The following is a 26072-nucleotide window of genomic DNA, read 5'->3' as shown; positions in this document are numbered from 1 at the left end:
CTCACCGCCTCACCGCCTTCGTGTCGCCCGCGCCGACCCCCGCGGCACCCGCCACAAGCGCCGTCTTCCACCACGGTGTGCTGTACCAGCCGCCGGGCACCCGGCGCTCACCGACGACCCCGCCCGGGTAGTGGTAGGGCGTCGCGGCCGAGGCCCGGTCGGAGGCGGCGTATGTCCGGACGCCGATGGTGACCACGCCCGAGTCCGGCAGCGCGGGCCCCGCGTCCAGGCCCAGGGCCAGGCGGGCGGTGCGGACGTGGTGCAGCCCCTCGACCGCCGTACGGGTCACCAGGGCGTACTGGACGGGCCCGAACGACGGGGTCAGCTGCCCCTGCGCCGCCCGGTAGCGTTCCGTGGCATCCGCCAGGGCCTGGGCGGCGATCTTGCGGTCGCCCGCATCGAGGGTGGACAGGCTGCCGCCCAGCAGCTCCACCCAGTGGCGGGCCTCGGCGTCCGCGCCGACAGCTGCGTCGTATGCCGGCTCTCGCGCCCCTTCAGGCCGCCTCGCCCGCGTGGCGAAAGCCACCACCGCGGCGACCAACAGCCCCGACACGACCAGCGCGAACAATCCCATGACGTCCTCCGGTGTTCCACGAGGCCCCATGAGCCCGTTCCACCTGATGAAACGCCTCCCCGCTGAGCGGCGTCTGCGGGGCCGCTGAGCGGTTCCTGTGAGTGAGGGCGAACACGTACGGGCACGGCGAAAGGCCGCCAACGAGGCTCGCCCCCCGTCACCGGCCCGGGGCGCGGCACTCCCCTTCACTGTGCCGCGCCCCGCCTCCACCCCCGTTCCCGCTCCCGTTCCCGTTCCCGTTCCCGCCGCGCGCGGCTAGAGAGCCGTCTCCACCGCCGGCAACACCCCCGTCCGCGCCGCCTTCCCGTACCAGTACGCGCTCGACTTCGGCGTCCGGACGAGCGTGGAGTAGTCGACGTACACCGCCCCGAACCGCTTCCCGTAGCCGTACGCCCACTCGAAGTTGTCCATCAGGGACCACAGGTAGTAGCCCCGGACGTCGGCGCCGTCGGCGATCGCACGGCGGACCTCGGAGAGGTGGCCGTGCAGGTAGGCGATGCGCTCCGGGTCGTGGACGCGGCCGTCGGGGTCCGGCTTGTCGTCGTACGCCGCGCCGTTCTCGGTGATGTACAGCGGCAGGCCCGGTGCCTCGCGCGTGTACCGCATGATCAGCTCGTGCAGGCCGGTCGGGTCGATCGTCCAGCCCATTTCGGTGCGGTCGCCCGGGGTCTGGTGGAACATCACGTCGTCCGAACAGGGCCACGGCGAGTGTTCGCTCGCCCCGTGGCCGTCCGCCCGCGGGCCGTCGGCCCCGGTCTCGGCCACCGACACCAGCGTCGGGGTGTAGTAGTTCAACCCCAGCGCGTCCAACGGCTGGTTGATCGCCGCCAGGTCGCCCTCCAGGACGTACGACCAGTCGGTGACCGGCTCCGTCGCCGCGTACAGGCTCTCCGGGTACGCGCCGTGCAGGATCGGGCCGTGGAAGATCCCGTTGGCCAGGTCGTCGATCTTCCGGGCCGCCGCCAGGTCCGCGGGGTCCTGGGAGAGCGGCCGTACCACCGAGGAGTTGAGGCTGAGGGCCACCGAGTTGCGGGCCGGCATCACCGAGCGCAGGGCCGAAGCGCCAAGCCCGTGCGCCAGGTTGAGGTGGTGGGAGGCCCGCAGCGTCGCCAGCGGCTCGGTGCGGCCCGGCGCGTGCACCCCCGACCCGTAGCCCAGGAACGCGCTGCACCACGGCTCGTTGAGCGTGATCCACTGCTCCACGCGGTCGCCGAGCGCCTCGCCGACGATCTGCGCGTACTCGGCGAACCGGTACGCCGTGTCGCGCTCCGGCCAGCCGCCCGCGTCCTCCAGCTCCTGGGGGAGGTCCCAGTGGTAGAGGGTGACGGCGGGCTTGATGCCGTGCGCCAGCAGCTCGTCCACCAGGCGGCGGTAGAAGTCCAGGCCCCGCTGCACGGCCGGGCCCCGGCCCGTCGGCTGCACCCGCGACCAGGAGATCGAGAAGCGGTACGCCGACAGCCCCAGATCGGCCATCATCGCCACGTCCTCGCGGTAGCGGTGGTAGTGGTCGACAGCGATGTCACCGTGCTCGCCGCCGGCCGTCCGGCCCGGCGTATGGCTGAAGGTGTCCCAGATGGACGGGGTGCGGCCGTCTTCCCGCACCGCCCCCTCGATCTGGTATGCGGACGTCGCCGCGCCCCAGAGGAAGGCGGGAGGAAAGGACACGGAGGACATGGGCTCAGGCATGGAAGCGCTCCCATTGGGGGTCGTGGAGACCGACGGGTAGGAGGGGAGGTGGGGATGGGGAAACGAGGAAATGGGGGAATGGGGGAATGGGGAGTGAGGGCATGAGGGGCCGGGACGGCGGTGACCCGGCCCCAAGTGACGTACGGCAAAGGCGATACGACGGGGCCTCAGCCCTTGACCGCGCCCTGCATGATGCCGCCCACGATCTGCTTGCCGAACAGCAGGAAGGCGATCAGCAGCGGCAGCGTGCCGAGCAGGGCGCCCGCCATGATCACCGCTTGGTCGGGGACGTAACCGGTGCCGAGGGAGTTGAGGGCGACCTGCACGGTCGGGTTCTCCTGGTTCAGGGCGATGATCGGCCACAGGAAGTCGTTCCAGGCGAACACGAAGGTCAGCAGGCCGAGGACCGCCATCGCCGGCCGGGCCGCCGGGAAGACCACGTGCCAGACGACCCGCAGACTGCTCGCGCCGTCCACCCGCGCCGCCTCGATCAGCTCGGTCGGCAGCGCCTGCAGCAGGTACTGGCGCATGAAGAACGTACCGAAGGCCGTGCACAGCGTCGGCAGGATGACCGTCTGGAGCTGGTTCGACCAGCCGAGGTCCGCCATCCACAGATACAGGGGTACGACCGCCAGCTGCGGCGGGACCATCATCGTGCCGATCGTCAGCATCAGCAGGACGCCGGAGAACCGGAACCGCAGCTTGGCGAAGGCGAAGCCGGCGAGGGTGGCGAACACCACCGTACTGATGGTGATCGTGGCCGCGACGAACGTGGTGTTGAACATCGCGGTGCCGAGCCCGCCCTCCTCCCAGGCCCGCTCCATGTTCTTGAACAGGTTCCCGCCGAACCACAGCGGTGGCGGGGTCTCCGCGAGCCGCCGGTCGGTGCGCGAGGCCGCGATCGCCGTCCACACCAGCGGGGCCAGCGAGACCAGCGCGAAGACGGTCAGGACGACGTAGGTGAGCGGGCCGGCGTGCAGTTGCTTGCCCGCGCCCATCCCCCGGGGGCGCTCGCGCTTGGGCTTCTGATCCTTCTCGACCTGAGGAATCGTCAGTTCACTTGCGCTCATTGGGACTTCCTCAGCCGTCGGGACACCAGCAGTTGGATCACGGCGACGATCAGCAGGATCAGGAACATCGTCCAGGCGATGGCAGAGGCCTTGCCGAGGTTGCCGATGATCCAGCCCTGGTCGTACATGTACAGCCCGAGCGTCTGGTACTGGTGCTCGGAGCCGCCCTTCGAACCGCTCACCCCGCCGAACAGCAGGGGCTCACCGAAGAGCTGGGTCGCGCCGATCGTCGAGACGACCACTGTGAACAGGATCGTCGGCCGCAGCTGCGGGATCGTCACATGGAGGAACTGCTGCCAGCGGTTGGCGCCGTCGATCGCCGCGGACTCGTAGAGGTCGGCCGGGATCGCCTGCATCGCCGCCAGGTAGATCAGCGCGTTGTAGCCGGTCCAGCGCCAGATCACGATCGACGAGACCGCGAACTGTGAACCCCAGTCGGACTCACGCCAGTTGACCGGATCGATGCCGACGAACTCCAGCAGCCAGTTGATCATGCCGCCGTCCCAGGAGTACAGCAGCACGAACACCAGCGTCGCCGCCGCCACCGAGGTGGCGTACGGGGTGAGCATCACGACCCGCCACACGGTCGAGCCGCGCAGCTTGTAGTTGAGCAGGTGCGCCAGGCCGATCGCCATCAGCAGCTGCGGCACCGTGGAGATCACGCCGATGGTGCAGGTGTTCCACAGCGCGTTCCAGAAGAAGTCCGAGGACAGCAGGTTCTGGTAGTTGTCCAGGCCGGTCCAGGTCTGGCCGTCGAGGTTGGCCAGCTGCACGTTGTGCAGCGAGTACCAGGCCGTATAGAGCAGCGGGACGAGCGAGAACGCCCCGAAGACGATGAAGAAGGGGGCGATGAACGCGTACGGCGACGCCTTCATGTCCCAGCGGTACAGCCGGCTCCGCCAGGAATCCGGGCCCGGCGGAGGCGGCGTACCGCGACCGTGCGCGCGGCCGGCCGCGCCCGGCTGGTCACCGGGCGCGGCGTCGGCGCTCGCGGCGTGCGCGAGGGCCTGCTTGGAACTGCTCACTGGCCGAGCACGTCCTTGATCTCCTTGGACGCGGCGTCCCAGCCCTGGTCAGGCGTCTTGCCCTTCTGCTCGACCTGGAGGATGCCGATGTCGGTCAGCGCGGTGTTGATCGCCTGGTCCTTGATCCCGAAGTACTGGGACGGGATGGTCTTCGCCGAGTCGGAGAAGATCTGCGTGATCGGCGCGTTCGAGAAGTACTCCGTGGTGGCGGCGGCCGGCTTCAGGGTGGAGTACGCCGACGGGGTCGACGGGAAGCTGGCCTGCTTGGCGAAGACCTTCGCCTGCTGCTCGGGCGCGGTCAGCCACTTCGCCAGCGCGATGGCCTCCTTCTGGTGCTTGCCCGAGGTCGGCACGCCGATGAACGAACCGCCCCAGTTGGACGCGGTCGGCGCCGCCGCCACGTCCCACTTGCCCTTGCCGGAGTCACCGGACTTCTCCAGGATGTAGCCGATCATCCAGGCCGGGCAGGCCACCGTCGCGAAGGTGCCGTTGGCGTAGCCCTGGTCCCACGGCTTGTCGAACTGCTTCAGCTTCGCCGACATGTCGCTGGTCGCCACGTCCATGGCGACGTCCCAGGCGTTCTTGACGCCCTGCGACTTGTCCCAGTCGACGGTGCCGTCGTCCTTGTAGTAGCGCTCGGCCGCGCCGCCGAGGGCCGCGTTGTAGACCGAGGAGGCCGAGTCCACGAACTTGGTGCCGCTCGGCGCCTTCTTCATGTACTCCTTGCCCAGGTCGACGTACTTGCCCCAGTCGCCCTTCCACTGTGCGGCGAGCTTGGTGCGGTCGGTCTCCAGGCCGGCCTTCTCGAACAGGTCCTTGCGGTAGCAGATCGCCATCGGGCCGACGTCGGTGCCGAGGCCGATCAGCTTGCCGTCCTTGGTGGTGGCCTGGGCGTTCTTCCAGCCCAGCCACTGCGACTTGTCGACCTCCTTGCCGAGGTCGACGAACTTGTCGGCCTGCGTCTGCACGGCCTCGGTGACGTTCATGATCTCGATCGCCTGGATGTCGTCGGCACCGGACCCGGCCTGCAGGCGGGTGAGGACCTTCGGCCAGTAGACGTCGGTACGGGTGGTGACGTTCTCCTTGATGCTGATGTCGGGGTGGAGCTTCATGTACTCGTCGTAGAGGCCGGCCTGCTTGTAGCCGAAGGTGCCGAAGGTGCCGACGGTGAGCGTGGTCTTGCCGCCGCCGCCGTTGCCACCGCCCTCGTTCGGAGAGCTGTCGTCCGAGTCCTCGGCGCAGCCGGCGAGCAGCCCTGTCGTCAGCGCGGCCGCGGCCGCGAGGGCCACCAGCCGGCGGGACCCACGGGTACTCGTGCGCATTGCGTCCTCCTGTTGCCTGACGTGCCGACCCCCCGGCCAACTGCACTGTTGGGCCCGTTCATTGTTCTCGCTGCGGCTCGGGCGGGGAACGTGCGGGATGTGTATGTGTCAGGTACTGTGGGAGCGCTCCCACAGGTGATGAGTTGAAGGTTCGTCGGTCCGGGCGGGGGTGTCAAGGGACTCGGAGCAGAGAGATGCGTTCAGTTATCGGGCCGTTAACTGGACCCGCTGGATCCGGTCCGGCGGCTGAGGGCGAGGCGGTCCAGGCCGAAGCGGGGGTCCGGGGCGGCAGTGCCGGGGACGGTCACTCTCCCTGACGGGACTGTTAAATTCCAGGCCAGCGTGAAGAACAACGGCGGAAGGCGGAGCCCCATGGCAACCCACGGAGCGCGGGGCCGAAGCGGCGGTCGGCCCACCCTCGAAGAGGTGGCGGCCCGCGCCGGCGTGGGCCGGGGCACCGTCTCCCGGGTGATCAACGGCTCGCCCCGGGTCAGCGACGCGACCCGCGCGGCGGTGGAAGCGGCGGTGGCGGAGCTGGGCTACGTCCCGAACACGGCGGCCCGAGCTCTGGCGGCGAACCGTACGGACGCGATCGCGCTGGTCGTGCCCGAGCCGGAGACACGGTTCTTCGCGGAACCGTACTTCTCGGACATGCTGAAGGGCGTGGGCGCCGAGCTCTCCGAGACGGAGATGCAGCTGCTGCTGATCTTCGCGGGCAGCGACCGGGAACGCCGCCGCCTGGCCCAGTACCTGGCGGCACACCGCGTCGACGGCGTCCTGCTGGTCTCGGTCCACGCGGACGACCCCCTGCCGGACCTGCTGTCCCAGCTGGAGATCCCGGCGGTGATCAGCGGCCCGAGGTCGGCGGCGGAGACCCTGACCTCGGTGGACTCCGACAACTACGGCGGCGCCCGCTCGGCCGTCGAGCACCTGCTGTCCCGCGGCCGTACGCGGATCGCCCACATCACCGGCCGCCTCGACGTCTACGGTGCCCAGCGCCGCGTCGACGGCTACCGCGAGGCCCTGCGCGACGCGGGGCACGAGGCGGACGAGCGGCTGATCGAGGCGGGCGACTTCACGGAGGAGGGCGGCGCCCGGGCGATGAAGGTGCTCCTGGAGCGCTGCCCCGACCTGGACGCGGTCTTCGCGGCGTCGGACGTGACGGCGGCGGGCGCCCGCCAGGTCCTGCGCGAGACGGGCCACCGCATCCCCGAGGACGTGGCCCTCGTCGGCTACGACGACTCGGCCATCGCCCGCCACATGGACCCGCCCCTCACCAGCGTCCGCCAGCCGATCGAGGACATGGGCCGCCGGATGCTGGACCTCCTCCTCGCCGAGATAGCGGATCGCCGGCCGGCGGTGTCGCGGGGACTGGAACGCCCGCAGGAGGTACTGGCCACGGAACTGGTGGTGCGCACGTCGTCATGAGCGGCCACGCCCTGCTGGACCTCGCCGAGGTCGGCGAGGTGGAGCCGTACCTGCGCTCCGTCGGCGAGGTGCTGCGCGCCTTCCGCGACCAGGACTCGGACTGTGTGTCGTACGGCGTCCGGCTCCCGGACGGCGACCGCTGGTTCGTGAAGGAGGCGGCCACGGACCGGGCCCGGCGCTCCCTGGACCGCGCCTGGGCGTTCCACCGGGCGGTACGCCATCCCGTGATCGTCCCGCAGCTGCACCGGTTCGGGGTCCGGGGCGGTGACGGTACGGCGGTGGTGATGCCGTGGCACGCCGGCGAGGTCCTCTACCACCCCACCCTCCGCAGCCGCGGCGGCCGCGCCGACCCGGACAGCCCCATGGCCCGCTTCCGCGCCCTGCCGCTCGACCGGGTCCACCGTGCCGTGGACCGCGTACTGGACGCCCACCTGGCGGTGGAGGCCGCGGGACACGTCGCCGTCGACCTCTACGACGGCACGTTCCTGTACGACTTCGAGGGCGACGAACTCCACCTGATCGACCTGGACGAATACCGCCCCGGCCCGTTCACGCTGGACGCGGACCGGCTCCCCGGCTCGCGCCGCTTCATGGCCCCGGAGGAGTTCCGCCGCGGCGCGCTGATCGACATCCGCACCACGGTCCACGCCCTCGGCCGCGCCACCCGCCTCCTCCTGGACGCCGGCGACGAGGAGCGGGCCTGGCGGGGGACGGCGGCCCAGCTGGCGGTGCTCGACCGGGCCACCCGCGCCGACCCCGACGAACGCTTCGGGAGCGTACGGGAGTTGGTGCGGGCGTGGCGGGAGGCGACGTCAGCGGGGTAGCACCAGCCGCCACCGCGTCTCCCCGTCCTGCTCCTCCTCGGTCGGGGCCAGCCCCGCCGCCGTGGCGACCGCCGCCGAGGCCAGGTGGTCGGGGTGGATGTGGGCGACGACCGTACCGACGGACCGTTGCCCGAGCCAGGTGACCAGCCCCCGCGCCGCCTCGGACGCGAACCCGCGCCCCTGCCACGGCATGCCGACCACCCAGGCGATCTCGGCGCCGCGGTCCTGGGCGGCTGTGACCGTGGCCTGGACCGTCCCCACGAGACGCGACTGCGCGCGCAGCCGCAGCACCCAGTTGCACCAGGAGACGCCCGGGTCGGGGGATCCGGCGACGAGCCGCTCGTAGCGGGCGCGCAGGTCGTCGGGGGAGTGGGGCGCGCCGCCGATGAAGGTGTGCAGCGCCGGGTCCGCCAGGACGACGGCCATCTCCTCGGCGTGCTCGACGCGCAGCGGGAGGAGGTCGAGGCGGGCGGTGACGATGGGCTCGGCGTGTACACGGGGCTCGGACATCGTGCGCAGCCTATGGGCCTGCCCCAGGAACGACCGGCGCCTGCTGCTCCGTCAGCTGATCCGGCATCAGCAGTACGACGCCTCCCTCGCGTCCGTCGTCCGCGACCTGGCCGCCGCGGCGACCGGAGCCCGGCCCGGACCCGGCCGTCCCCTTGTGCGGCGACGGGGGCTGGCGGCCGGCTGGGCGAGCCGGAGGTGTACTGGCGCAACGCCGTCCGCAGCGGTGCCACGGCATGATCGCTCCGTGCGCCTTCTGACTCACCGCCCCGTGCGAGCCGGGGACGGCGCCCTGTGCGGAAAAAGCTTCAGCCGGTGACTTCGTCATGAAGTCACCGGCTGAATGCCTGGGGTGAGTGACGGGACTCGAACCCGCGGCATCCTGGACCACAACCAGGTGCTCTACCAGCTGAGCTACACCCACCATGACCGGCGATCGACTCTTGTGGAGTCCCCGACCGGCCGAGAAAAAGTGTACAGGGTCCGAAGGGGTGCTCGCGCACAGGTTTCGCGGCGCCCCTGGGCGGCCCCCCGCACACGCCTACTGAGCAGGCAGAACGTGCTTCGCGGCGATCGACTTCGCGGTGTCCGAGTCCGGGCCGGGCTGCGGGACGAAGATGGCCTCGCGGTAGTAGCGGAGTTCGGCGATGGATTCGCGGATGTCGGCGAGAGCGCGGTGGTTGCCGTTCTTCTCGGGGCTGTTGAAGTAGGCGCGCGGGTACCAGCGGCGGGCCAGCTCCTTGACCGACGAGACGTCGACGATCCGGTAGTGGAGGTAGTCCTCCAGCGTCGGCATGTCGCGCACCAGGAAGCCGCGGTCGGTGCCGACGGAGTTGCCGCACAGCGGGGCCTTGCCTGGTTCTTTCACGTGCTCGCGTACGTACGCCAGCACCTGCTCCTCGGCGTCCGCCAGCGTCGTACCGGCGGCGAGTTCGTCGAGCAGGCCGGACGCGGTGTGCATCTGACGCACCACCTCCGGCATCGTCTCCAGCGCCGCGTCCGGCGGGCGGATGACGATGTCCACTCCTTCGCCGAGTACGTTCAGCTCGGAGTCGGTGACGAGGGCGGCAACCTCGATGAGCGCGTCGTCGGACAGCGAGAGGCCGGTCATCTCGCAGTCGATCCACACCATGCGATCGTTCATGCGACCACCCTAAAGCTGACGTCCGCTTTTGGGATGCCCCGCGCTCCTCGTCCTCGAACGCCGGACGGGCCGAGAAGCCCGCCCGGCGTCACGAGGTCATGCTCCGCTGCGCTGCCCCGGCAGGGTCGCCCGGCCTCCGACGTACAGCTCGCGCCCGTTCTCCGAGGGCGCGGACGTGCCTACGGGGGCCGGGGCGCGGCGGGTCTGCAGCGGGACCGGGCCGCCCTCCGGGTACGGGGTGGGCGGTGGGCCCTGCTGGACGGCGGGGCCCGTCGGGGGCTCCGCGTCCGTCGGCCTTTCGGCCTGGGGGCGCCGCGCACGGTACGCCGCCCGGTACGCGGCCGGCGACGAGCCGAGCTGGCGGCGGAAGTGGCCGCGCAGTGCCACCGGCGAGCGGAACCCGCAGCGGCCCGCCACCTCGTCCACCGAGTAGTCCGACGTCTCCAGCAGGCGCTGTGCCTGCAGGACCCGCTGGGTGATCAGCCACTGCAACGGGGCGCTGCCCGTCAGCGAGCGGAAGCGGCGGTCGAAGGTGCGGCGGCTCATGTACGCGCGGGCGGCCAGCGTCTCCACGTCGAACTGCTCGTGGAGGTGCTCCAGCGCCCAGGCGACGACCTCGGCCAGCGGGTCGGCGCCGATCTCCTCTGGTAAAGATCGATCGAGGTAGCGCTCCTGACCGCCGGACCGGCGCGGCGGGACCACCAGACGGCGGGCCAGGGCCCCTGCCGCCTCGTTGCCGTGGTCCGTGCGCACGATGTGGAGACAGAGATCGATTCCGGCCGCGGTGCCCGCCGACGTCAGGACGTCGCCGTCGTCGACGAACAGCTCTCTCGGATCCACGTGCACCGACGGGTAGCGCTTGGCCAGCGTCGGTGCGTACATCCAGTGCGTCGTCGCGGGGCGGCCGTCCAGCAGGCCCGCCGCGGCGAGGACGAAGGCACCGGTGCACAGCCCGACTATGCGGGCGCCTTCCTCGTGCGCCCGGCGCAGTGCGTCGAGCGCGTCCTCGGGCGGTGGAGACGTGATCGAACGCCAGGCAGGCACGACGACCGTGCCCGCCCGTGAGATCGCCTCCAGGCCATGTGGCGCGGTGAGTTCCAGGCCCCCTGTGGTCCGCAGTGGGCCTTCCTCGCCGCCGCACACCAGCAAGCGGTAGCGCGGCACGCCGGCGTCCTGGCGGTCGATCCCGAACACCGACAGCGGTATGGAACTCTCGAAGATGGGGCCGCCGCTGAACAGCAGCACCGCGACGATCTCCTTGCGGCGTCGCCCGGAAAGCTTCCGGGCCGCGGCTTCCGGCGCGGCAGTGGAGTCGTGGCTCATACTGCTAAGCCCCCCTCGGTGGTCGCGGCTCCTCGGTTGTGTCGCTCCTGCACGTTTCCCCTTGGTCCTGCACGAGTCCCCCGCCGTAGACAGTCAAGATCGAATCTACTGTGTCGCGTCGCGCCGGAGTGGCCGGTTCGGCACTCGGCACATTGTCGACTTGGCAACTTGGCGTGAAGCATTCGATCACGAAGCGTTGCACTCACAGGCCGTGCAGGGAAGTGCGCCTTGTCGCAGTGGCCAATCCACGTAGGGTGCGCAGGGCCCCTGAGGCCCTTTCCGTGCAGGTGGAACGGGGGTTGGGGGGTGTTCTGGGGAGGGGATGCATGTGCGCCAGAAGTTGGCTGAAAAGCAGCGTGCCCGTGCGCGGAAACCGGTCAGCTGACCGGTGTATTTCAACCAGTGTGACGTCCGCCTCGGTGGGCCCCGGTTCCGGTCCTGTGGTGGCGTCCGCGACGCGAGGGTGCCGGGGGAGTGCGCTCCTCGTCCTTCAGGCGCGCCGCGCCGCGTTCCGACTGACGGAGCAGCAGGCGGCAGACGGCCGTCACGGCGGCGAGGCCGAAGGCCGTGCCCGCGGCGCCGGCGAGGGAGGTGCCGTACCAGAGGAGGACCACGGGGACCAGGACGCAGCTGAAGGCCGCCCAGCGAACCACATCGGTGGCACTGTCGTCGGAGGGCGTGCGGGGTCCGGGCATGGGTGGGTACTCCCTGGGTTCCCTGGGGCTGAGGCTCAAGGAGATCAACGCCTGTTCGAGCGGGCGGTCACTGGTACGGGGCCGTCCCGGCCGCGGACGCACGTGAATCCTGTGCAAACCGCCTGTACACCGCAGCAACCATTGCGTTACGGGCGTCCCCTCGTGCATGCTCCCTGGAACCCGCACCGACCGTGAGCGGGGATCTGGGCTAAGGAGGCGTGCCGCCGTACCCTTGGGGGTATGGGGTTGGGAAGACCATTCCCGGACACAGCTCCGCCGCACACTGCTGCATCCGTCAATGAGCTCCGCTCGCGGGCCCACCCATAAAGGATCAATACGCCGAGACAGCCATGGCCGGTCACGAATTCTTCGAACCCGCGGACCGCAAGCGCCAGGTCGCCGACCCGACGGCAGCCGATCCCCTGGCGGCGGACGAGTCACGCCAGTCCTGCGATCCCGCCTTCAAGCACGGCGTCGTCGTCGGCTTCGACGGCTCCACCTCCAGCGAGCGCGCCCTCGCGTACGCCATCGGCATGGCCCATCGCTCCGGGTCGGGCCTGATCATCGTCCACGTCGCCAACCGGCTGCCCACCACGGTGTGGGCCGGCTGCGAGCCACCGGTCTTCGTCGACGTGCCGGACCACCGCACCGAGGTGCTCGGCCTCGAACTCGCCTGCGCCGACTACCTCGCCGAGGTGCCCTGGATCCTCGTCGAGCGCGGCGGTGACATCTGCCACGAACTCGAAGAGGTCGGGCGGGAGTACGAGGCGGACGCGATCGTCGTCGGCTCCACGCAGGGCATCGTCGGGCGGATCTTCGGGTCGGTCGCGGGGCGGCTCGCCAAGCGGGCCAAGCGTCCCGTCGTTGTCATTCCGTAACTCGCCGTTGTCCCAGGTGAGATGAGCGGTTCGGGGCGTCGCTCCCCCTTCGTGCCTCCTTCTTGCGGTGTGTGAATTTACTCGCGCGTAGAGGTGTTTGTGCCCTTGTGAAGGGCATATAACGCTCACCGCACAACTGCACATGCATGAAGGGAGCCCGCCGTGGACAATGACGTCTCCGCGGGAAGCGGAATCACTACCGTGGTCGGCCGACTCGCCCTCGGAATCACCCTGTTGGCCTTCGGGCTGGGGTACGCCGACGTGATCGACGGTGTGTCAGCCGCTGACGCCGTATCAATCGCCCAGTACGTGGGCGGAATTGCCCTCTTCGTCGCGGGGCTGATGGCCCTGCGCGACCGTGACTCCGTGAACGGGACCGCGTTCGTGACACTCGGCGCCCTGTGGTTCACCTGGGCCGTCTCTGCCGACGCGGCTGTCTCCGACAATGCGGCGGGGTTGTTCCTGCTGCTGTTCGCCCTTGTGGCGCTGTCCCTCACGCTCGCGGGTGGGGACCAGCTCGGGCAGGGGGCGTACGGGCTGTTCTTCGTGTCCCTGGTGCTCATGGCGATCGCCGACTTCGCCGGCAATGACGGGCTCGCCAAGGTCGGGGGCTGGTTCGCCGTCGCCGCGGGTGCGGTGGCCTGGTACGCGGCGACCGCGGCTCTGGCCCACTGGCCGACCGCACTTCCGCGACGCGCTGCGGGCCGGGGCGTGACGGCCACCGGTTAGCTGCGCCGGCTGGGGAGTTGGGCGGCTTCCCGGCGATGAGAACGGACCCCCCGTGATTGGTGGCATTGCGGGGGGTCCGTCCATGTCGTTTAGCCTCTGCGGGTGCGTGGGGGTTGCTCGCGCAGTTCCCCGCGCCCCTAAGGCCTCTACTCGACCGTTACCGACTTTGCGAGGTTCCTGGGCTTGTCGATGTCCCGGCCGAGCGCCAATGCGGTGTGGTAGGCGAGGAGTTGGAGGGGGATGCCCATCAGGATGGGGTCCAACTCGTCCTCGTTCTTCGGGACCACGATCGTCTGGTCGGCCTTCTCCTGGGGCTGGTGGGCCACCGCGAGGATCTTGCCGCTGCGGGCCTTGATCTCCTCCATGGCGGCGCGGTTCTTCTCCAGGAGGTCGTCGTCGGGGACGATGGCGACCGTGGGCAGGGCGGGCTCGATCAGGGCCAGGGGGCCGTGCTTGAGCTCGGAGGCGGGGTAGGCCTCGGCGTGGATGTAGGAGACCTCCTTGAGCTTGAGGGAGGCCTCGCGGGCTACCGGGTAGCCGCGGACGCGGCCGATGAAGAGCATCGAGCGGGCCTCGGCGTACTGCTGGGCCAGCTTCTCGATCTCCGCCTCCTGCTCCATGATCTCGGAGATCTGGGCGGGAAGCTTGCGCAGGCCCTCGATGATGCGCTTGCCGTCGCGGACGGAGAGGTCGCGGGTGCGGCCGAGGTGCAGGGCCAGGAGCGCGAAGGCCACCGTGGTGTTGGTGAAGCACTTCGTGGAGACCACGCAGACCTCGGGGCCCGCGTGGACGTAGATGCCGCCGTCGGCCTCGCGGGCGATCGCGGAACCGACCACGTTCACGATGCCCAGGACCCGCGCGCCCTTGCGCTTCAGCTCCTGGACGGCCGCCAGGACGTCGTAGGTCTCGCCGGACTGGGAGACGGCGATGTAGAGGGTGTCGGGGTCGACGACCGCGTTGCGGTAGCGGAACTCCGACGCGGGCTCGGCGTCCGCGGGGATGCGGGCCAGCTCCTCGATCATCTGGGCGCCGATCATGCCCGCGTGGTACGAGGTGCCGCAGCCCAGGATCTTCACGCGGCGGATCTGGCGGGCCTCACGGGCGTCCAGGTTGAGGCCGCCGAGGTGCACGGTGGAGAAGCGGTCGTCGATGCGGCCGCGCAGGACGCGGTCCACGGCGTCGGCCTGCTCGTGGATCTCCTTGTGCATGTAGGTGTCGTGGCCGCCCATGTCGTAGGACGCCGCTTCCCACTCGACCGTGGTGGGCTCCGCCGTCGTACGGGTGCCCTCCGTCGTGTAGGTGCGGAAGTCGTCGGCCTTGAGGGTGGCCATCTCGCCGTCGTCCAGCGTCACTATCTGCCGGGTGTGGGCGACCAGGGCGGCGATGTCCGAGGCGACGAACATCTCCTTCTCGCCGATGCCGAGGACGACCGGGGAGCCGTTGCGGGCCACGACGATGCGGTCCGGGAAGTCGGCGTGCAGGACGGCGATGCCGTACGTGCCCTCGATGAGCCGGAGGGTCTCGCGGACCTTGTCCTCCAGCTTCTCCGCCTGCGAGCGGGCGATCAGGTGGACGAGGACCTCGGTGTCGGTCTCGGAGAGGAACTCGACACCGTCCGCCTCCAGCTTGCGGCGCAGGTCGGAGGCGTTGTCGATGATGCCGTTGTGGACGACGGCGACCTTGCCCTCGGCGTCCAGGTGGGGGTGGGCGTTCACGTCGGACGGGGCGCCGTGGGTGGCCCAGCGGGTGTGGGCGATGCCGGTCGTGCCCTTGAAGCGCGCCGGGACCTTGGCCTCCAGGTCACGGACCCGGCCCTTGGCCTTGACCGTCTTCAGGCCGCTCGTCCTCGGCGAGGTGACGGCGATGCCGGCCGAGTCGTAGCCGCGGTACTCCAGGCGCTGCAGGCCCTCCAGCAGCAGGGGAGCAACGTCACGCTTCCCGATGTATCCGACGATTCCGCACATGTATATGTATCCCTCAATTCCGTGAGTGGCGGCTCAGCGGTGGTCTCAGCCGTAGACGATGCGGCGCAGCTGTCTGAGCGTGAGCTCCGGCGGCGCCACCGCCCGGTACTTCAGGTCCGCCCCGATCCGTTCGAAGATCGCCGCGTTCACCAGGCCCTGGGCCTGCAGCTCGCGGTGGCGGCGACGGACGTAGTCCTCGGTCGTCTCGTCGAAGTAGGCGAGCACGTCCTGGATCACGCGCAGTGCCTCGCCCCTGCTGAGGGGCGAGGACCGCGTCAGATGATCAACAAGTTCGTCGTGCACCCGGTAGATCCTGGGGTACCGGCGGCGGTTTCGCAAGAATCCTGCCCGATTTCGGGCAACTGCCTGGCAGTCGGCTGTTGAAGCTCTTGGAAGAACATTGAGGGTCTCATGGGGGCCTGTTCCGGAGCTGTCCATGCGTCGGCCCGCATCCCGTTGCCTGAGGGGACGAGTTTCGGTCGCCATGGACATTCCTCGCATGGGAGTACCCCAGCAGCTCGCCGAGCGCATGAGCATGGCCGAGCAGCACGAGTACCTGCGCGCCAGATTCTCGCGGCGCACGATGATCAGAGGCGGCGCCGTCACGCTGGGCGCCGTCGCGGGTGGCGCGTTCGTACCGGGCGCCACCGCCCAGGCCGCCGTACCGACGCAGAGCACCGCCGCGGCCACCGAGACCGTCGACGGCGCCCTCGTCGCCCCCTTCGGCCGCCACCTCGCCTACGGCAACGACCCGCGCACCGAGATGACCGTCTCCTGGCAGGTTCCGGTCGCCGTGAAGAAGCCGTTCATCCGGATCGGCGCGCACCCCTGGGACCTCTCCCGCAAGATCGAGGCCGAGGTGCGCACCCTCTACACCCCGGCCGGCGTCGGCGCGAGCGCCGACCACACGCAGTACTACGTGCACGCCAAGCTGACCCACCTGCGCCCCGGCCGGACGTACTACTACGGCGTCGGCCACCAGGGCTTCGACCCCGCCGAGCCGCACCTGCTGGGCACCCTCGGCACCTTCACCACCGCCCCCGCCCTCCCCCACTCCCGGCTTCGCTCGAGCGGGGGGACCCCCATGGCGCCCTTCACCTTCACCGCCTTCGGCGACCAGGGCGTCAGCTACCACGGCCTGGCCAACGACAGCCTGATCCTGGGCCAGAACCCGGCCTTCCACCTGCACGCCGGCGACATCGCGTACGCCGACCCGTCCGGCGCGGGCAAGACCGCCGACACCGGCTTCGACTCGCGGGTGTGGGACCAGTTCCTGGCCCAGACCGAGTCGGTCGCCAAGTCCGTGCCGTGGATGGTGAGTTACGGCAACCACGACATGGAGGCCTGGTACTCGCCCAACGGCTACGGCGGCGAGGAGGCCCGCTTCACGCTCCCCGACAACGGGCCCGACAAGAAGAACCTGCCCGGCGTCTACTCCTTCGTCTACGGCAACACGGCGATCATCTCGCTGGACCCCAACGACATCTCCTACGAGATCCCGGCCAACCTCGGCCTCTCCGGCGGCACCCAGACCAAGTGGTTCGAGGCGCAGCTGAAGAAGTACCGGGCGGCCAAGGACATCGACTTCATCGTCGTGTTCTTCCACCACTGCGCGTACTGCACCTCCACGGCGCACGCCTCGGAAGGCGGCGTGCGACAGGAGTGGGTGCCGCTGTTCGAGAAGTACACGGTCGATCTCGTCATCAACGGTCACAACCACCAGTACGAGCGCACCGATGTCATCAAGGGCAACGAGGTCGCCAAGAAGCTGCCGATCGGCGGGACGGCGTACCCCGAGACCGAGGGCGTGGTGTACGTGACGGCGGGTGCCGCGGGCCGCAGCCTGTACGCGTTCACCGCGCCGGACTCCTACGAGGGGCACGAGCACGAGCAGGACTCCGTGTCCTCGTTCGTCAACCTCAAGGACGGCAAGCAGAACGAGACGGTCGCCTGGTCCCGGGTGCGCTACCTCGACTACTCGTTCCTGCGCGTGGACGTCCAGCCCGCGCCGAGGGGCCGGTACGCCACGCTGAAGGTCCAGGGCATCGCCGAGACGGGCGACCGGATCGACCACTTCACGGTGGCCCGCAGGGCCAAGTAGGTCCGTGGGGCCACGGGGGCCCGTACGCGCGCTACATCCGCTTGAGGACGGCCTGCTTGGCCATCGTGAACTCCTCGTCCGTCAGCACGCCCGTGCGGTGCAGCTCGCCGAGTTCGCGCAGGCGGCGCAGGAGGGCGTCGTGGGCGTCCTCGGCGGACGCGGCCGGAGCGGAAGGCAGTTCCGGCCGCGCGTCCCGCACGTCCGTGGCGCCGGCCCTGGCCGGGTGCGGGAGGCGGGCCTGGACCGCCGCCGCGACCAGGGCCATCAGCGGGTCCTTCTTGAAGCCCCACAGCTCCACCGAGTTGGCGTCGTACTTGGGCGGGGCCTTGGTGGGCGCGTTCCGGACGGTGAAGCGGAGATGGCCGTTCTCCAGGCCCGCCGCCGGATGCCACTCCACGGCCGTGATGTCGGTGACCGGGAGGGAACGGCTGCCGGCGGCGGCCTTGGCGTCCTCCGTCTTCCAGTTCCACTCCAGGCGGATGTGCTCGCCGTCGAAGGTCGCCGTGCCGTCTCCGGCGGAGACCGACAGGGGCAGGGAGGGCCCCGGCAGCAGGTACTCGTCGACCGGGTCGGCCGGGACCTGGTCAAGGAGCAGGGCGCCTCGGACCTCGTCCACGAAGTACTCGGCAACGCCGTAGCGGTCGGACTCGACGAGCAGCTGGTACGGGTCGTTCGGCTCGGTCAGCCGGCCGCCCGTGGCGTGCAGCAGCGGGTCGGCGCCGTCGCGCAGACGCAGGCGCAGCCGCCCTGCCTTCTTGCCCTGCTCGAAGGAGACACCGGCCAACGCCCCCAGCGGGACGACGAGTTCACCCAGCGTCTTGCGGAACAGACTGACGTTCTTGTCCCGTCCGGGAGTCAGCCGCAGTGCGTCGCCGTCGAAGACCCACGTGCCGTCCTTCTGGATGATTTCCGCCATGGGGTGGATTGTTCCACCAGTCTCACGAGAGAGTGGTCCAGACCTCTTGGAGCGCAACGGCTCATGGAAGGGACACGCTTGTGAGAGACGGCTGTGCCAGACCGCGCCACAGAACGTTTCGCCTTCTCGGTTCCCTGCTGCTGGTCGCGATGGGCGCCTCGGTGACAGGGGCCGCCCCCGCACAGGCGGCACCGCCCACCCCACTCGACCGGGTGGTCCCCGCGCCCGCCTCGGTCGCCCCGGGCGGATCCCCCTACCGGATCACCCGCGCCACCCACATCCGCGTGGACGACTCCCGCGAGACGCGCCGCGTGGGCGAGTACCTCGCGCACATCCTCCGCCCCTCCACCGGCTACCGCCTCCCCGTCACCGCAGGCGGTGCCGGCGGAATCCACCTGCGCCTGGCCGAGGGCCCGTTCGGCGCCGAGGGCTACCGCCTCGACAGCGGCCGCAAGGGCCTCACCATCACCGCCGCGGGCGCCGCCGGCCTCTTCCACGGCGTCCAGACGCTGCGCCAACTCCTCCCGGCGGCCGTCGAGAAGGACTCCGTCCAGCCCGGCCCCTGGCTGGTCGCGGGCGGCACGATCACGGACACCCCGCGCTACGGCTGGCGCGGTGCGATGCTCGACGTCTCCCGGCACTTCTTCACCGTCGACCAGGTCAAGCGCTACGTCGACCAGCTCGCCCTGTACAAGATCAACAAGCTGCATCTGCACCTCAGCGACGACCAGGGCTGGCGTATCGCCGTCGACTCCTGGCCGCGCCTGGCGACCCACGGAGGCTCGACGCAGGTCGGCGGCGGCCCCGGCGGCTACTACACCAAGGCCGACTACAAGGAGATCGTCCGGTACGCGTCCTCCCGCTACCTGGAGGTCGTCCCCGAGATCGACATGCCCGGCCACACGAACGCGGCGCTGGCTTCCTACGCCGAGCTGAACTGCGACGGCGTGGCGCCCCCGCTCTACACCGGCACCGAGGTCGGCTTCAGCTCGCTGTGCGTCGGCAAGGACATCACGTACGACTTCGTGGACGACGTGATCCGGGAGCTCGCCGCGCTCACGCCGGGCAAGTACCTCCACATCGGGGGCGACGAGGCGCACTCCACCAGCCACGAGGACTATGTGAAGTTCATGGACCGGGTGCAGCCGATCGTCGCCGAGTACGGCAAGACGGTGGTGGGCTGGCACCAGCTGACCGGGGCGACGCCGGCGACGGGTGCGCTCGCGCAGTACTGGGGGCTGGACGGTACGAGTGCCGAGGAGAAGGCGCAGGTCGCGAAGGCCGCGCAGAACGGGACCGGGATCATCCTGTCTCCGGCCGACCGGATCTACCTCGACATGAAGTACACGGCCGATACTCCGCTGGGGCTGGACTGGGCCGGTCTGGTGGAGGTGAAGAGGTCGTACGACTGGGATCCGGGCAACTACCTTCCCGGAGCCCCCGCTTCGGCGATCAGGGGCGTGGAGGCTCCGCTGTGGACGGAGACGATCACGAAGTCTGCGGACGTCGAGTACATGGCTTTCCCGAGGCTGGCCGGTGCGGCCGAGCTGGGGTGGTCGCCGGCTTCCACGCATGACTGGGAGGGCTACAAGGTACGGCTTGCTGCGCAGGCGGCGCGGTGGGAGGCGCTGGGGATCGGGTTCTATCGATCGCCGCAGGTTCCCTGGCCGGCAGCTGAGTGAAGACCGCTGAACAAAGGCCGGCGGGCACCTCGGGGGACCGTACCCCGGGGTGCCCGCCTGTCCATGTAGGGCCGTGGACTACAGCCCTGCGATGGGGTTCTCCAGGTTGCCGACCAGCTGCAGGGCGCCGGCCGGGTCCGCGAGGTCGACCATCTGCTTGTTGTTGCGCAGCTGGAGGCGGTTGAGGCAGGACAGGGCGAACTCGGGCGCGAACATGTCGTACTGCTTGAACTTGTCGGCGAGTTCGGGCACCGAGTGCTGGTAGTCCCGCGTGACCTCGGCGACCGTGCGCCAGAAGTCGTCCTCCTCCAGGATCCCCTCGGCGGCGAGGTTCGCGGCGAGGAAGCGGAAGAAGCAGTCGAAGACGTCCGTGAAGACGGACAGGAGCTTCTTGTCCTCCGGGACCTCCACGCGCAGCCGCTCGACCGTCGGCGGCAGCACCGCGTCCGGGTCCATGACGGCGATCTCCTCGGCGATGTCCTTGTAGATCGCGCGCTCGACGACACCGTCCTTCAGGACGAGGATGACGTTCTCGCCGTGCGGCATGAACACCAGGTCATAGGCGTAGAAGCTGTGCAGCAGCGGGGTGAAGTACGCCTTCAGGTAGCGGCGCAGCCACTCCGTCGGGGCCAGGCCCGACTGCTCGATCAGCGCGCCCGCGAAGGACGCGCCCTCGTGGTCGACGTGGACGAGCGAGGCCATGGTGGCGAGCGACTCGCCGTCCTTCAGGGACGACACCGGGCTCTCGCGCCACAGCGCGGCCAGCATCTTGCGGTACGGCGAGTAGCGGTCCGTCGCCGCCTCGTACTCCAGGTGCCGGTAGCCGACGGCGGCGCGCTCGCGGATGATCGACAGGCCGGTGGACTTCAGCACCGGGTCGCCCTCGATGAGCTGGGCCAGCCAGTCGTTGATGGCCGGGGTCGCCTCCATGTAGGCGGCCGACAGTCCACGCATGAAGCCCATGTTCAGGACGGACAGGGCCGTCTTCACGTAGTGCTTCTCGGGGCTGGAGCTGTTGAAGAAGGTCCGGATGGACTGCTGGGCCAGGTACTCGTCGTCGCCCTCGCCCAGGCAGACCAGGTGCTTCTGGGCGACCTCGGCGGCGAAGGTGACGGAGAGCTTGTTCCACCACTGCCAGGGGTGGACGGGGATGAAGAGGTAGTCGGCGGGGTCGAGGTCCTGCTCGCGCAGGACGCCGTGGAAGCGCTCGACGGTCTCCTCGCCCAGCTCCTGCCGCACGAAGGACTCGTAGTCGATGCCGACTCCGGCCGTGAACGCGGCGCGCGAGCGGTGGGCCGCCAGCCAGACCAGCCGGACCGGGCTCGCGGTCTCGGGGGCGTACGACAGGTACTCGTGGATGCCGAAGCCGAGCCGCCCGTTGTTGGCGACGAAGCAGGGGTGGCCCTCGGTCATGCCGGTCTCGATGGCCTGGAAGCCGGCCCCGACCAGCTCGGCGACCGGGACCTGCGGCTTGGTGAGCTTGTAGCAGGTGCCGGAGAGGGTGGAGGAGATCTCCTCCAGGTAGACGGGCAGGACCTCGTCGCTCAGGCCCAGGGACTTCTGGAGCTCGATGAAGAAGTCGAGGGCGGCGAGCGGGAGTTCGGCCCCGTCGCGGTGGAGGGTGATCGAGTCCGCGTCGACCTGCCAGTGGTCGAGGGCGCGGATCACCGCGGTGAAGGTGTAGCGGGTCAGGCCGTCGTCGCTGCGGACGACGTATCCGCCGTCGCCGGTGGCCTCCGGCGCGATGAGGCGCTCGTGGGCGAACTCGGCGAGTGCCTTGCGGATCAGGAGGCGGTTGGCCCGCGCCCAGCGGTGGGGGGACAGATGCGCTACGGCGTCGGACAGGGTCATACGGCTGCTCCTCGGGAAGCCAGGCTGTGCCTGTTGAAGAAGCGTTCGCGCGTGCACAAGCTCAGCAGCGCGCGCTTCTCCGGCTTGTCGATCTCACGTACGGGCACGAAGCCGACGGCCTCGTTCAGCGCGTGCACGGCCTTGTTGGCCACGTCCGGTTCGACGACGACGCGCTCCACCGCCGAGTCCTCGAAGAGGCGCGCCATCACGGCGGTGATGACGGACCGGGTGAAGCCGCGGACGGGCTTGTCGGTGGGCGGCGTGAGGAAGTGCATGCCGATGTCGCCCGGCTGCGGCTCGTACAGGCCGACCAGTTCGCGGTGGGCGGGGTCGTAGTACTCCATCAGGAAGGCCGGTTCGCCGTCCTGAAGTCCGAGCAGCGCGTGGTGGTGCTCGTCTGCCGCGATCTCCATGTAGGCGCGCTCGACGTCCACCAGGCTCGCGTCCTGCATCATCCAGAAGGCCGCCTTGGGGTGGGTGACCCAGCCGTGCAGCAGCTCCGCGTCCTTCAGGGGGTCGAGGGGGCGGAAGGTGAAGGTACCGAGGCCTGTGGTGCTCATACGGCGAACTCCTGGAACGCGATCGTCTTCTCGACCGGGTAGTACTCGGTGCCGAGCAGCTCGCGGATGATGTACGCGTTCCGGTACGGGCCCATGCCCAGGTCGGGGCTGGTGATGCTGTGGGTGTGGACGCCGGCGTTCTGCAGGAAGATGCCGCGGCCGGTGACGTCGATGGCGTAGTTGCGGGCGACGTCGTAGTTGCCCTGGGAGTCGTAGACCAGGCGGTCGCGCACGGGCTTCAGGAACTCCGGCTCGGCGTACTTGTAGCCGGTGGCCAGGACCAGGCCCTGCGAGTCGAGCTCGAAGTCCTTCTCCTGCTCCTCCTGGCGGAAGGACAGGGTGTACGTGCCGTTCTCGTAACGCGCGCTGTTCAGCGAGGAGTTGGTGAGCAGTCGGGTGGGGACCGGGCCGCCGAGGTTCTTCTGGTAGAGCAGGTCGAAGATCTCGTTGATCAGGTCGCCGTCGATGCCCTTGAACAGGCCCTTCTGCTCGGCGGTGAGGCGGTAGCGGGTCGCCTCCGGCAGCTCGCGGAAGTAGTCGACGTACTCCGGGGACGTCATCTCCAGCGTGAGCTTGGTGTACTCCAGCGGGAAGAAACGCGGGGAGCGGGTGACCCAGTTCAGCCGGTAGCCGTGGACGTCGATCTCGCTGAGCAGGTCGTAGTAGATCTCCGCCGCGGACTGCCCGGAGCCGACCAGCGTGATCGACTCCTTCTTCTGCAGCTCCGCCTTGTTCTGCAGATAGCGGGAGTTGTGGAGGTAGTCGCCGCCCAGGCCCTGGCAGGCCTCGGGTATGTAGGGCGGGGTGCCGGTGCCGAGGACGAGGTGACGGGCGCGGTAGGTGTCACCGGCGCTCGTCTTCACGACGTACAGCTCGGCCCCTTCGTCGTACGTCACCTCGGTGACCGTCGTGCTGAAGCGGACGCTGCTCAGCTTGTTCGCGGCCCAGCGGCAGTAGTCGTCGTACTCGATCCGCAGCGGGTAGAAGTTCTCGCGGATGTAGAACGAGTACAGTCGGCCTTTCTCCTTCAGGTAGTTGAGGAAGGAGTACGGCGAGGTCGGGTCGGCGAGGGTGACCAGGTCCGACATGAACGGGGTCTGGAGGTGGGCGCCGTCCAGGAACATGCCCGCGTGCCACTCGAAGTCGGGCTTCGACTCCAGGAAGACACCGTCGAGCTCGTCGATGGGCTCGGTGAGGCAGGCCAGGCCGAGGTTGAAGGGGCCGAGCCCGATGCCCACGAAGTCATGGGTTCTGGTCGGGTTTTCAGGACGCGCGGTCAAGGGACTCTCCCAGGTACTGCTCGGCGTGGCCGGCGATCAGGTCGAGGACGGCGGCGATGTCTTCGGTCGTCGTCTCGGGGTTGAGCAGGGTGAACTTCAGGTAGTGACGACCGCCCACCTTGGTGCCCGCGACCACCGCGTCGCCGGAGGCGAACAGCGCCTTGCGGGCGTACAGGTTGGCGCGGTCGATCTCGGCGGGGTCGGTGACGGCCGCCGGTATGTAGCGGAAGACCAGGGTGGAGAGGGTCGGCTCGACCACGACGTCGTAGCGCGGGTCGGCGGCCAGCAGCTGCCAGCCCTCCACCGCCAGGTCGCAGACCTCGTCGAAGAGCTGCCCGATGCCGTCGGCGCCCATCACCCGCAGCGTCATCCACAGTTTGAGGGCGTCGAACCGGCGGGTGGTCTGCAGGGACTTGTCGACCTGGTTGGGGATGCGCTCGCTGACCATGCGGCGCGGGTTGAGGTACTCCGCGTGGTAGGTGGCGTGGCGCAGGGTCGAGGCGTCGCGGACCAGCACGGCGGAGGAACTCACCGGCTGGAAGAAGGACTTGTGGTAGTCGACGGTGACCGAGTCGGCGCGCTCGATGCCGTCGATACGGCCCCGGTACTTCACGGAGGCGAGCAGCCCGCAGCCGTAGGCGGCGTCGACGTGCATCCAGGTGCCGAACTGCTCGCACAGCTCGGCGATCTCGGGCAGCGGGTCGATGGAGCCGAAGTCGGTGGTGCCGGCGGTGGCGACGACCGCCATGGGGACGAGGCCGTCCTTCTTGCAGCGCTCCAGCTCACGGGCGAGCGCGACGGTCTGCATGCGCTTGTCGTGGTCGACGGGGATGGAGACCACCGCGTCCTGGCCGAGGCCCAGCAGCTTCGCGGACTTCTTCACGCTGAAGTGGCTGACCTCGGAGGCGAAGATACGCAGTTTGGCCAGGCTGTCGGACTTGGCTTCCTCGCGGGCCAGCAGCAGCGCCTGGAGGTTGGACTGGGTGCCGCCGGAGGTGAAGACACCGTCGGCGTTCTCGCCGAGGCCTATTCGGGCGGTCGTCCAGTCGATGAGCTTGCGCTCGATCAGGGTGCCGCCGGCCGACTGGTCCCAGGTGTCGAGGGAGGAGTTGACCGCGGACAGGACCGCCTCGCCGAGCACGGCCGGGATGACGACCGGGCAGTTGAGGTGGGCGAGGTAGCGGGGGTGGTGGAAGTAGATCGCGTCCCGGAGGTAGACGTCCTCCAGCTCGTCGAGGACCGCGGCGGTGTCGAGCAGCGGCTTGTCGAGGTCGATCGCGTCGATGGCGGGGGCGAGGGCGTCGACCGTGACGCCGGTGAACGGACGGTCGGTGGCGGCGAGTTTGGCGGCCACCCGCTCGATTCCTTCGGTCACGGAGCGGCGGTACTGCTCCGCGGTCGTGTCGTTGAGCAGGTGCGAGCGCATGGGGAGGTCCTCCGGTGGGGACGGGCCGTGAAGTGCGGGATCCGGCGTGCAACTTAGGTTAGCCTAACCTAAGTTCCTTTAAATCGGGGCAGCCTCAAGGGTGACTACGATCACTTGGGTCGCAGTGGCCCCCGATCGCCTTGCTTCCAGGGGCTGTTACTCCTGCGCGCGCAGCTGTTCCTCCGTCAGGCCCTGCCTCCAGTACCCCACGAAGGTGACCCGGCGACGGTCGACGCCGCGCTCCTGGACGAAGTGCCGGCGTAGCGCCTTCACGCAGCCGGACTCGCCCGCGATCCAGACGTACGGGCGCTCGGCAGTGGGGAGTTGGGTGGTGCGGATGGCGTCGAGGGCCATGGGGGAGCCGTTGGTGCGCGTCTTGTCCTGGACCAGCCAGGTGATCTCGGCGTCCGCCGCGGTCGCCAGGTCCTGGATGTTCCCGGCGTCGTGCACCTCCAGCCAGGCCTGCACCCGCCGGCCGGCCGGCAGTGACTCCAGGATCGCGGCGATGGCCGGGAGCGCGCTCTCGTCGCCCCAGAGCAGCACCAGGTCGGTGTCCTCCGGCGGCCGGAACCGGATCGCCCGGTTGTCGGCGATCGCCGGGCCGAGCAGCAGGACGCGATCGCCGGCGGCGGCACGGGAGGCCCAGCTGGAGGCGGGGCCGGCCGGGGTGTGCAGCACGAAGTCGATGTCGATCTCGTCCGGGTTCCGGCGGAGCGCCCGCAGCGTGTACGACCGCATCACGGCCCGTACGTCGTCCGGGAGTTCACGCCACCCCTGCCACCAGCCGTCACCGAGCTCAAGGGGGACCTGCGGCTCGCTCTGCCCCGGATGCGGCAGGAACAGCGACAGGGACTGGTCACGCCCGTCGGAGAAGAAGTGCGCCAGATCCTCCCCGCCGAAGGTGACCCGGACCAGAGACGGACCGAGCCGCCTCGTCCGTACGACCTGCAGCGAGAAGAAACGGAACGGGGCGGCGACGGCGGTTGTCATGGGGTAACTCCTGAATCGACGTCAGGGGAGCGCACCCAGGGGCGCGGGGAACTGCGCGACCAGCCACAACGGACCCGCAGTCGCCCCACTACGACAC

The 26072-nt window shown here is 69.7% G+C and carries 23 protein-coding genes and 1 tRNA gene; 6 read left to right on the top strand and 18 right to left on the bottom strand.

Features of this window, described 5'->3' with window-relative positions:
• Position 1 precedes the first annotated feature (1 nt).
• From PBV52_RS16775 to PBV52_RS16755, 5 genes are all read right to left on the bottom strand, one after another.
• Positions 2–574 (bottom strand): hypothetical protein, encoded by a 573-nt coding sequence (locus tag PBV52_RS16775; protein WP_274239181.1) that lies wholly within the window; start codon positions 572–574, stop codon positions 2–4.
• Positions 575–829: 255 nt separating this feature from the next.
• The gene (locus tag PBV52_RS16770) at positions 830–2260 is read right to left on the bottom strand and encodes a GH1 family beta-glucosidase (protein ID WP_274239180.1); all 1431 of its coding nucleotides are present in this window, start codon (positions 2258–2260) and stop codon (positions 830–832) included.
• A 167-nt stretch (positions 2261–2427) separates the two neighbouring features.
• Positions 2428–3330 (bottom strand): carbohydrate ABC transporter permease, encoded by a 903-nt coding sequence (locus PBV52_RS16765; RefSeq protein ID WP_274239179.1) that lies wholly within the window; start codon positions 3328–3330, stop codon positions 2428–2430.
• Positions 3327–4355 (bottom strand): carbohydrate ABC transporter permease, encoded by a 1029-nt coding sequence (locus tag PBV52_RS16760; protein ID WP_274239178.1) that lies wholly within the window; start codon positions 4353–4355, stop codon positions 3327–3329. Before PBV52_RS16760 ends, PBV52_RS16765 begins: the two co-directional genes overlap by 4 nt.
• Entirely contained in the window at positions 4352–5677 is a 1326-nt protein-coding gene (locus PBV52_RS16755) for an ABC transporter substrate-binding protein (RefSeq protein ID WP_274239177.1), read from the bottom strand. The genes PBV52_RS16760 and PBV52_RS16755 overlap by 4 nt, the downstream gene beginning before the upstream one ends.
• 372 nt (positions 5678–6049) lie before the next feature.
• Between PBV52_RS16755 and PBV52_RS16750 the strand changes: the two genes are divergently transcribed.
• Positions 6050–7105 carry a LacI family DNA-binding transcriptional regulator gene (locus PBV52_RS16750; protein ID WP_274239176.1) on the top strand — a complete coding sequence of 352 codons (1056 nt, stop codon included), beginning with the start codon at positions 6050–6052 and terminating at the stop codon, positions 7103–7105.
• Positions 7102–7929 carry a serine/threonine protein kinase gene (locus tag PBV52_RS16745; RefSeq protein WP_274239175.1) on the top strand — a complete coding sequence of 276 codons (828 nt, stop codon included), beginning with the start codon at positions 7102–7104 and terminating at the stop codon, positions 7927–7929. The genes PBV52_RS16750 and PBV52_RS16745 overlap by 4 nt, the downstream gene beginning before the upstream one ends.
• Here PBV52_RS16745 and PBV52_RS16740 read toward each other — a convergent pair.
• From PBV52_RS16740 to PBV52_RS16720, 5 genes are all read right to left on the bottom strand, one after another.
• The gene (locus PBV52_RS16740; protein WP_274239174.1) at positions 7918–8439 is read right to left on the bottom strand and encodes a GNAT family N-acetyltransferase; all 522 of its coding nucleotides are present in this window, start codon (positions 8437–8439) and stop codon (positions 7918–7920) included. The genes PBV52_RS16745 and PBV52_RS16740 overlap by 12 nt on opposite strands.
• Before the next feature lie 345 nt (positions 8440–8784).
• Positions 8785–8860: transfer RNA gene (locus PBV52_RS16735), tRNA-His, on the bottom strand.
• Between the two features lie 117 nt (positions 8861–8977).
• The gene (gene orn / locus PBV52_RS16730) at positions 8978–9580 is read right to left on the bottom strand and encodes an oligoribonuclease (RefSeq protein ID WP_274239173.1); all 603 of its coding nucleotides are present in this window, start codon (positions 9578–9580) and stop codon (positions 8978–8980) included.
• Positions 9581–9676: 96 nt separating this feature from the next.
• Complete coding sequence (locus PBV52_RS16725) at positions 9677–10903, bottom strand: GlxA family transcriptional regulator (protein ID WP_274239172.1); 1227 nt, start codon at positions 10901–10903, stop codon at positions 9677–9679.
• A 395-nt stretch (positions 10904–11298) separates the two neighbouring features.
• Positions 11299–11598: a hypothetical protein gene (locus PBV52_RS16720; protein ID WP_274239171.1), complete on the bottom strand. Its 300-nt coding sequence runs from the start codon at positions 11596–11598 to the stop codon at positions 11299–11301.
• Between the two features lie 350 nt (positions 11599–11948).
• Here PBV52_RS16720 and PBV52_RS16715 point away from each other — a divergent pair, with 350 nt between their 5' ends.
• The gene (locus PBV52_RS16715; RefSeq protein ID WP_274239170.1) at positions 11949–12476 is read left to right on the top strand and encodes a universal stress protein; all 528 of its coding nucleotides are present in this window, start codon (positions 11949–11951) and stop codon (positions 12474–12476) included.
• 162 nt (positions 12477–12638) lie between these two features.
• Positions 12639–13205 (top strand): GPR1/FUN34/YaaH family transporter, encoded by a 567-nt coding sequence (locus PBV52_RS16710; protein ID WP_274239169.1) that lies wholly within the window; start codon positions 12639–12641, stop codon positions 13203–13205.
• 146 nt (positions 13206–13351) lie between these two features.
• Here the strand turns inward: PBV52_RS16710 and glmS are convergent, their stop codons facing one another.
• Positions 13352–15169: a glutamine--fructose-6-phosphate transaminase (isomerizing) gene (gene glmS / locus PBV52_RS16705; protein ID WP_274239168.1), complete on the bottom strand. Its 1818-nt coding sequence runs from the start codon at positions 15167–15169 to the stop codon at positions 13352–13354.
• A 45-nt stretch (positions 15170–15214) separates the two neighbouring features.
• A complete protein-coding gene (locus tag PBV52_RS16700; RefSeq protein WP_274239167.1) occupies positions 15215–15472 on the bottom strand; it encodes a hypothetical protein in 258 nt (85 codons plus the stop codon).
• A gap of 196 nt (positions 15473–15668) precedes the next feature.
• On the opposite strand from PBV52_RS16700, the gene PBV52_RS16695 reads away from it, so the two are divergent.
• Complete coding sequence (locus tag PBV52_RS16695; protein WP_274239166.1) at positions 15669–17270, top strand: metallophosphoesterase family protein; 1602 nt, start codon at positions 15669–15671, stop codon at positions 17268–17270.
• A gap of 31 nt (positions 17271–17301) precedes the next feature.
• On the opposite strand, the gene PBV52_RS16690 is transcribed toward PBV52_RS16695, so the two are convergent.
• The gene (locus PBV52_RS16690) at positions 17302–18186 is read right to left on the bottom strand and encodes a DUF4429 domain-containing protein (RefSeq protein WP_274239165.1); all 885 of its coding nucleotides are present in this window, start codon (positions 18184–18186) and stop codon (positions 17302–17304) included.
• A gap of 149 nt (positions 18187–18335) precedes the next feature.
• Here PBV52_RS16690 and PBV52_RS16685 point away from each other — a divergent pair, with 149 nt between their 5' ends.
• Positions 18336–19868: a beta-N-acetylhexosaminidase gene (locus tag PBV52_RS16685; RefSeq protein ID WP_274239164.1), complete on the top strand. Its 1533-nt coding sequence runs from the start codon at positions 18336–18338 to the stop codon at positions 19866–19868.
• Positions 19869–19946: 78 nt separating this feature from the next.
• Here PBV52_RS16685 and PBV52_RS16680 read toward each other — a convergent pair whose 3' ends face one another.
• The 5 genes from PBV52_RS16680 to PBV52_RS16660 form a co-directional block, all read right to left on the bottom strand.
• Entirely contained in the window at positions 19947–21719 is a 1773-nt protein-coding gene (locus tag PBV52_RS16680; RefSeq protein WP_274239163.1) for an IucA/IucC family siderophore biosynthesis protein, read from the bottom strand.
• Positions 21716–22279, bottom strand: a complete 564-nt coding sequence (locus PBV52_RS16675; RefSeq protein ID WP_274239162.1) for a GNAT family N-acetyltransferase — start codon at positions 22277–22279, stop codon at positions 21716–21718. Before PBV52_RS16675 ends, PBV52_RS16680 begins: the two co-directional genes overlap by 4 nt.
• Positions 22276–23559, bottom strand: coding sequence for a lysine N(6)-hydroxylase/L-ornithine N(5)-oxygenase family protein (locus tag PBV52_RS16670; RefSeq protein WP_274239161.1), 1284 nt, complete (start codon positions 23557–23559; stop codon positions 22276–22278). Before PBV52_RS16670 ends, PBV52_RS16675 begins: the two co-directional genes overlap by 4 nt.
• Positions 23543–24985, bottom strand: coding sequence for a lysine decarboxylase DesA (desA, locus tag PBV52_RS16665; protein ID WP_274239160.1), 1443 nt, complete (start codon positions 24983–24985; stop codon positions 23543–23545). Before desA ends, PBV52_RS16670 begins: the two co-directional genes overlap by 17 nt.
• Before the next feature lie 156 nt (positions 24986–25141).
• Complete coding sequence (locus PBV52_RS16660; protein WP_274239159.1) at positions 25142–25975, bottom strand: siderophore-interacting protein; 834 nt, start codon at positions 25973–25975, stop codon at positions 25142–25144.
• Positions 25976–26072: the final 97 nt, after the last annotated feature.

This window comes from Streptomyces sp. T12 (genome assembly GCF_028736035.1).
In the GTDB taxonomy this organism is placed as follows: Bacteria; Actinomycetota; Actinomycetes; order Streptomycetales; family Streptomycetaceae; genus Streptomyces.
The sequence above is the reverse complement of the archived record's forward strand: the minus strand, read 5'-3'. Positions and strand labels throughout refer to the sequence as shown.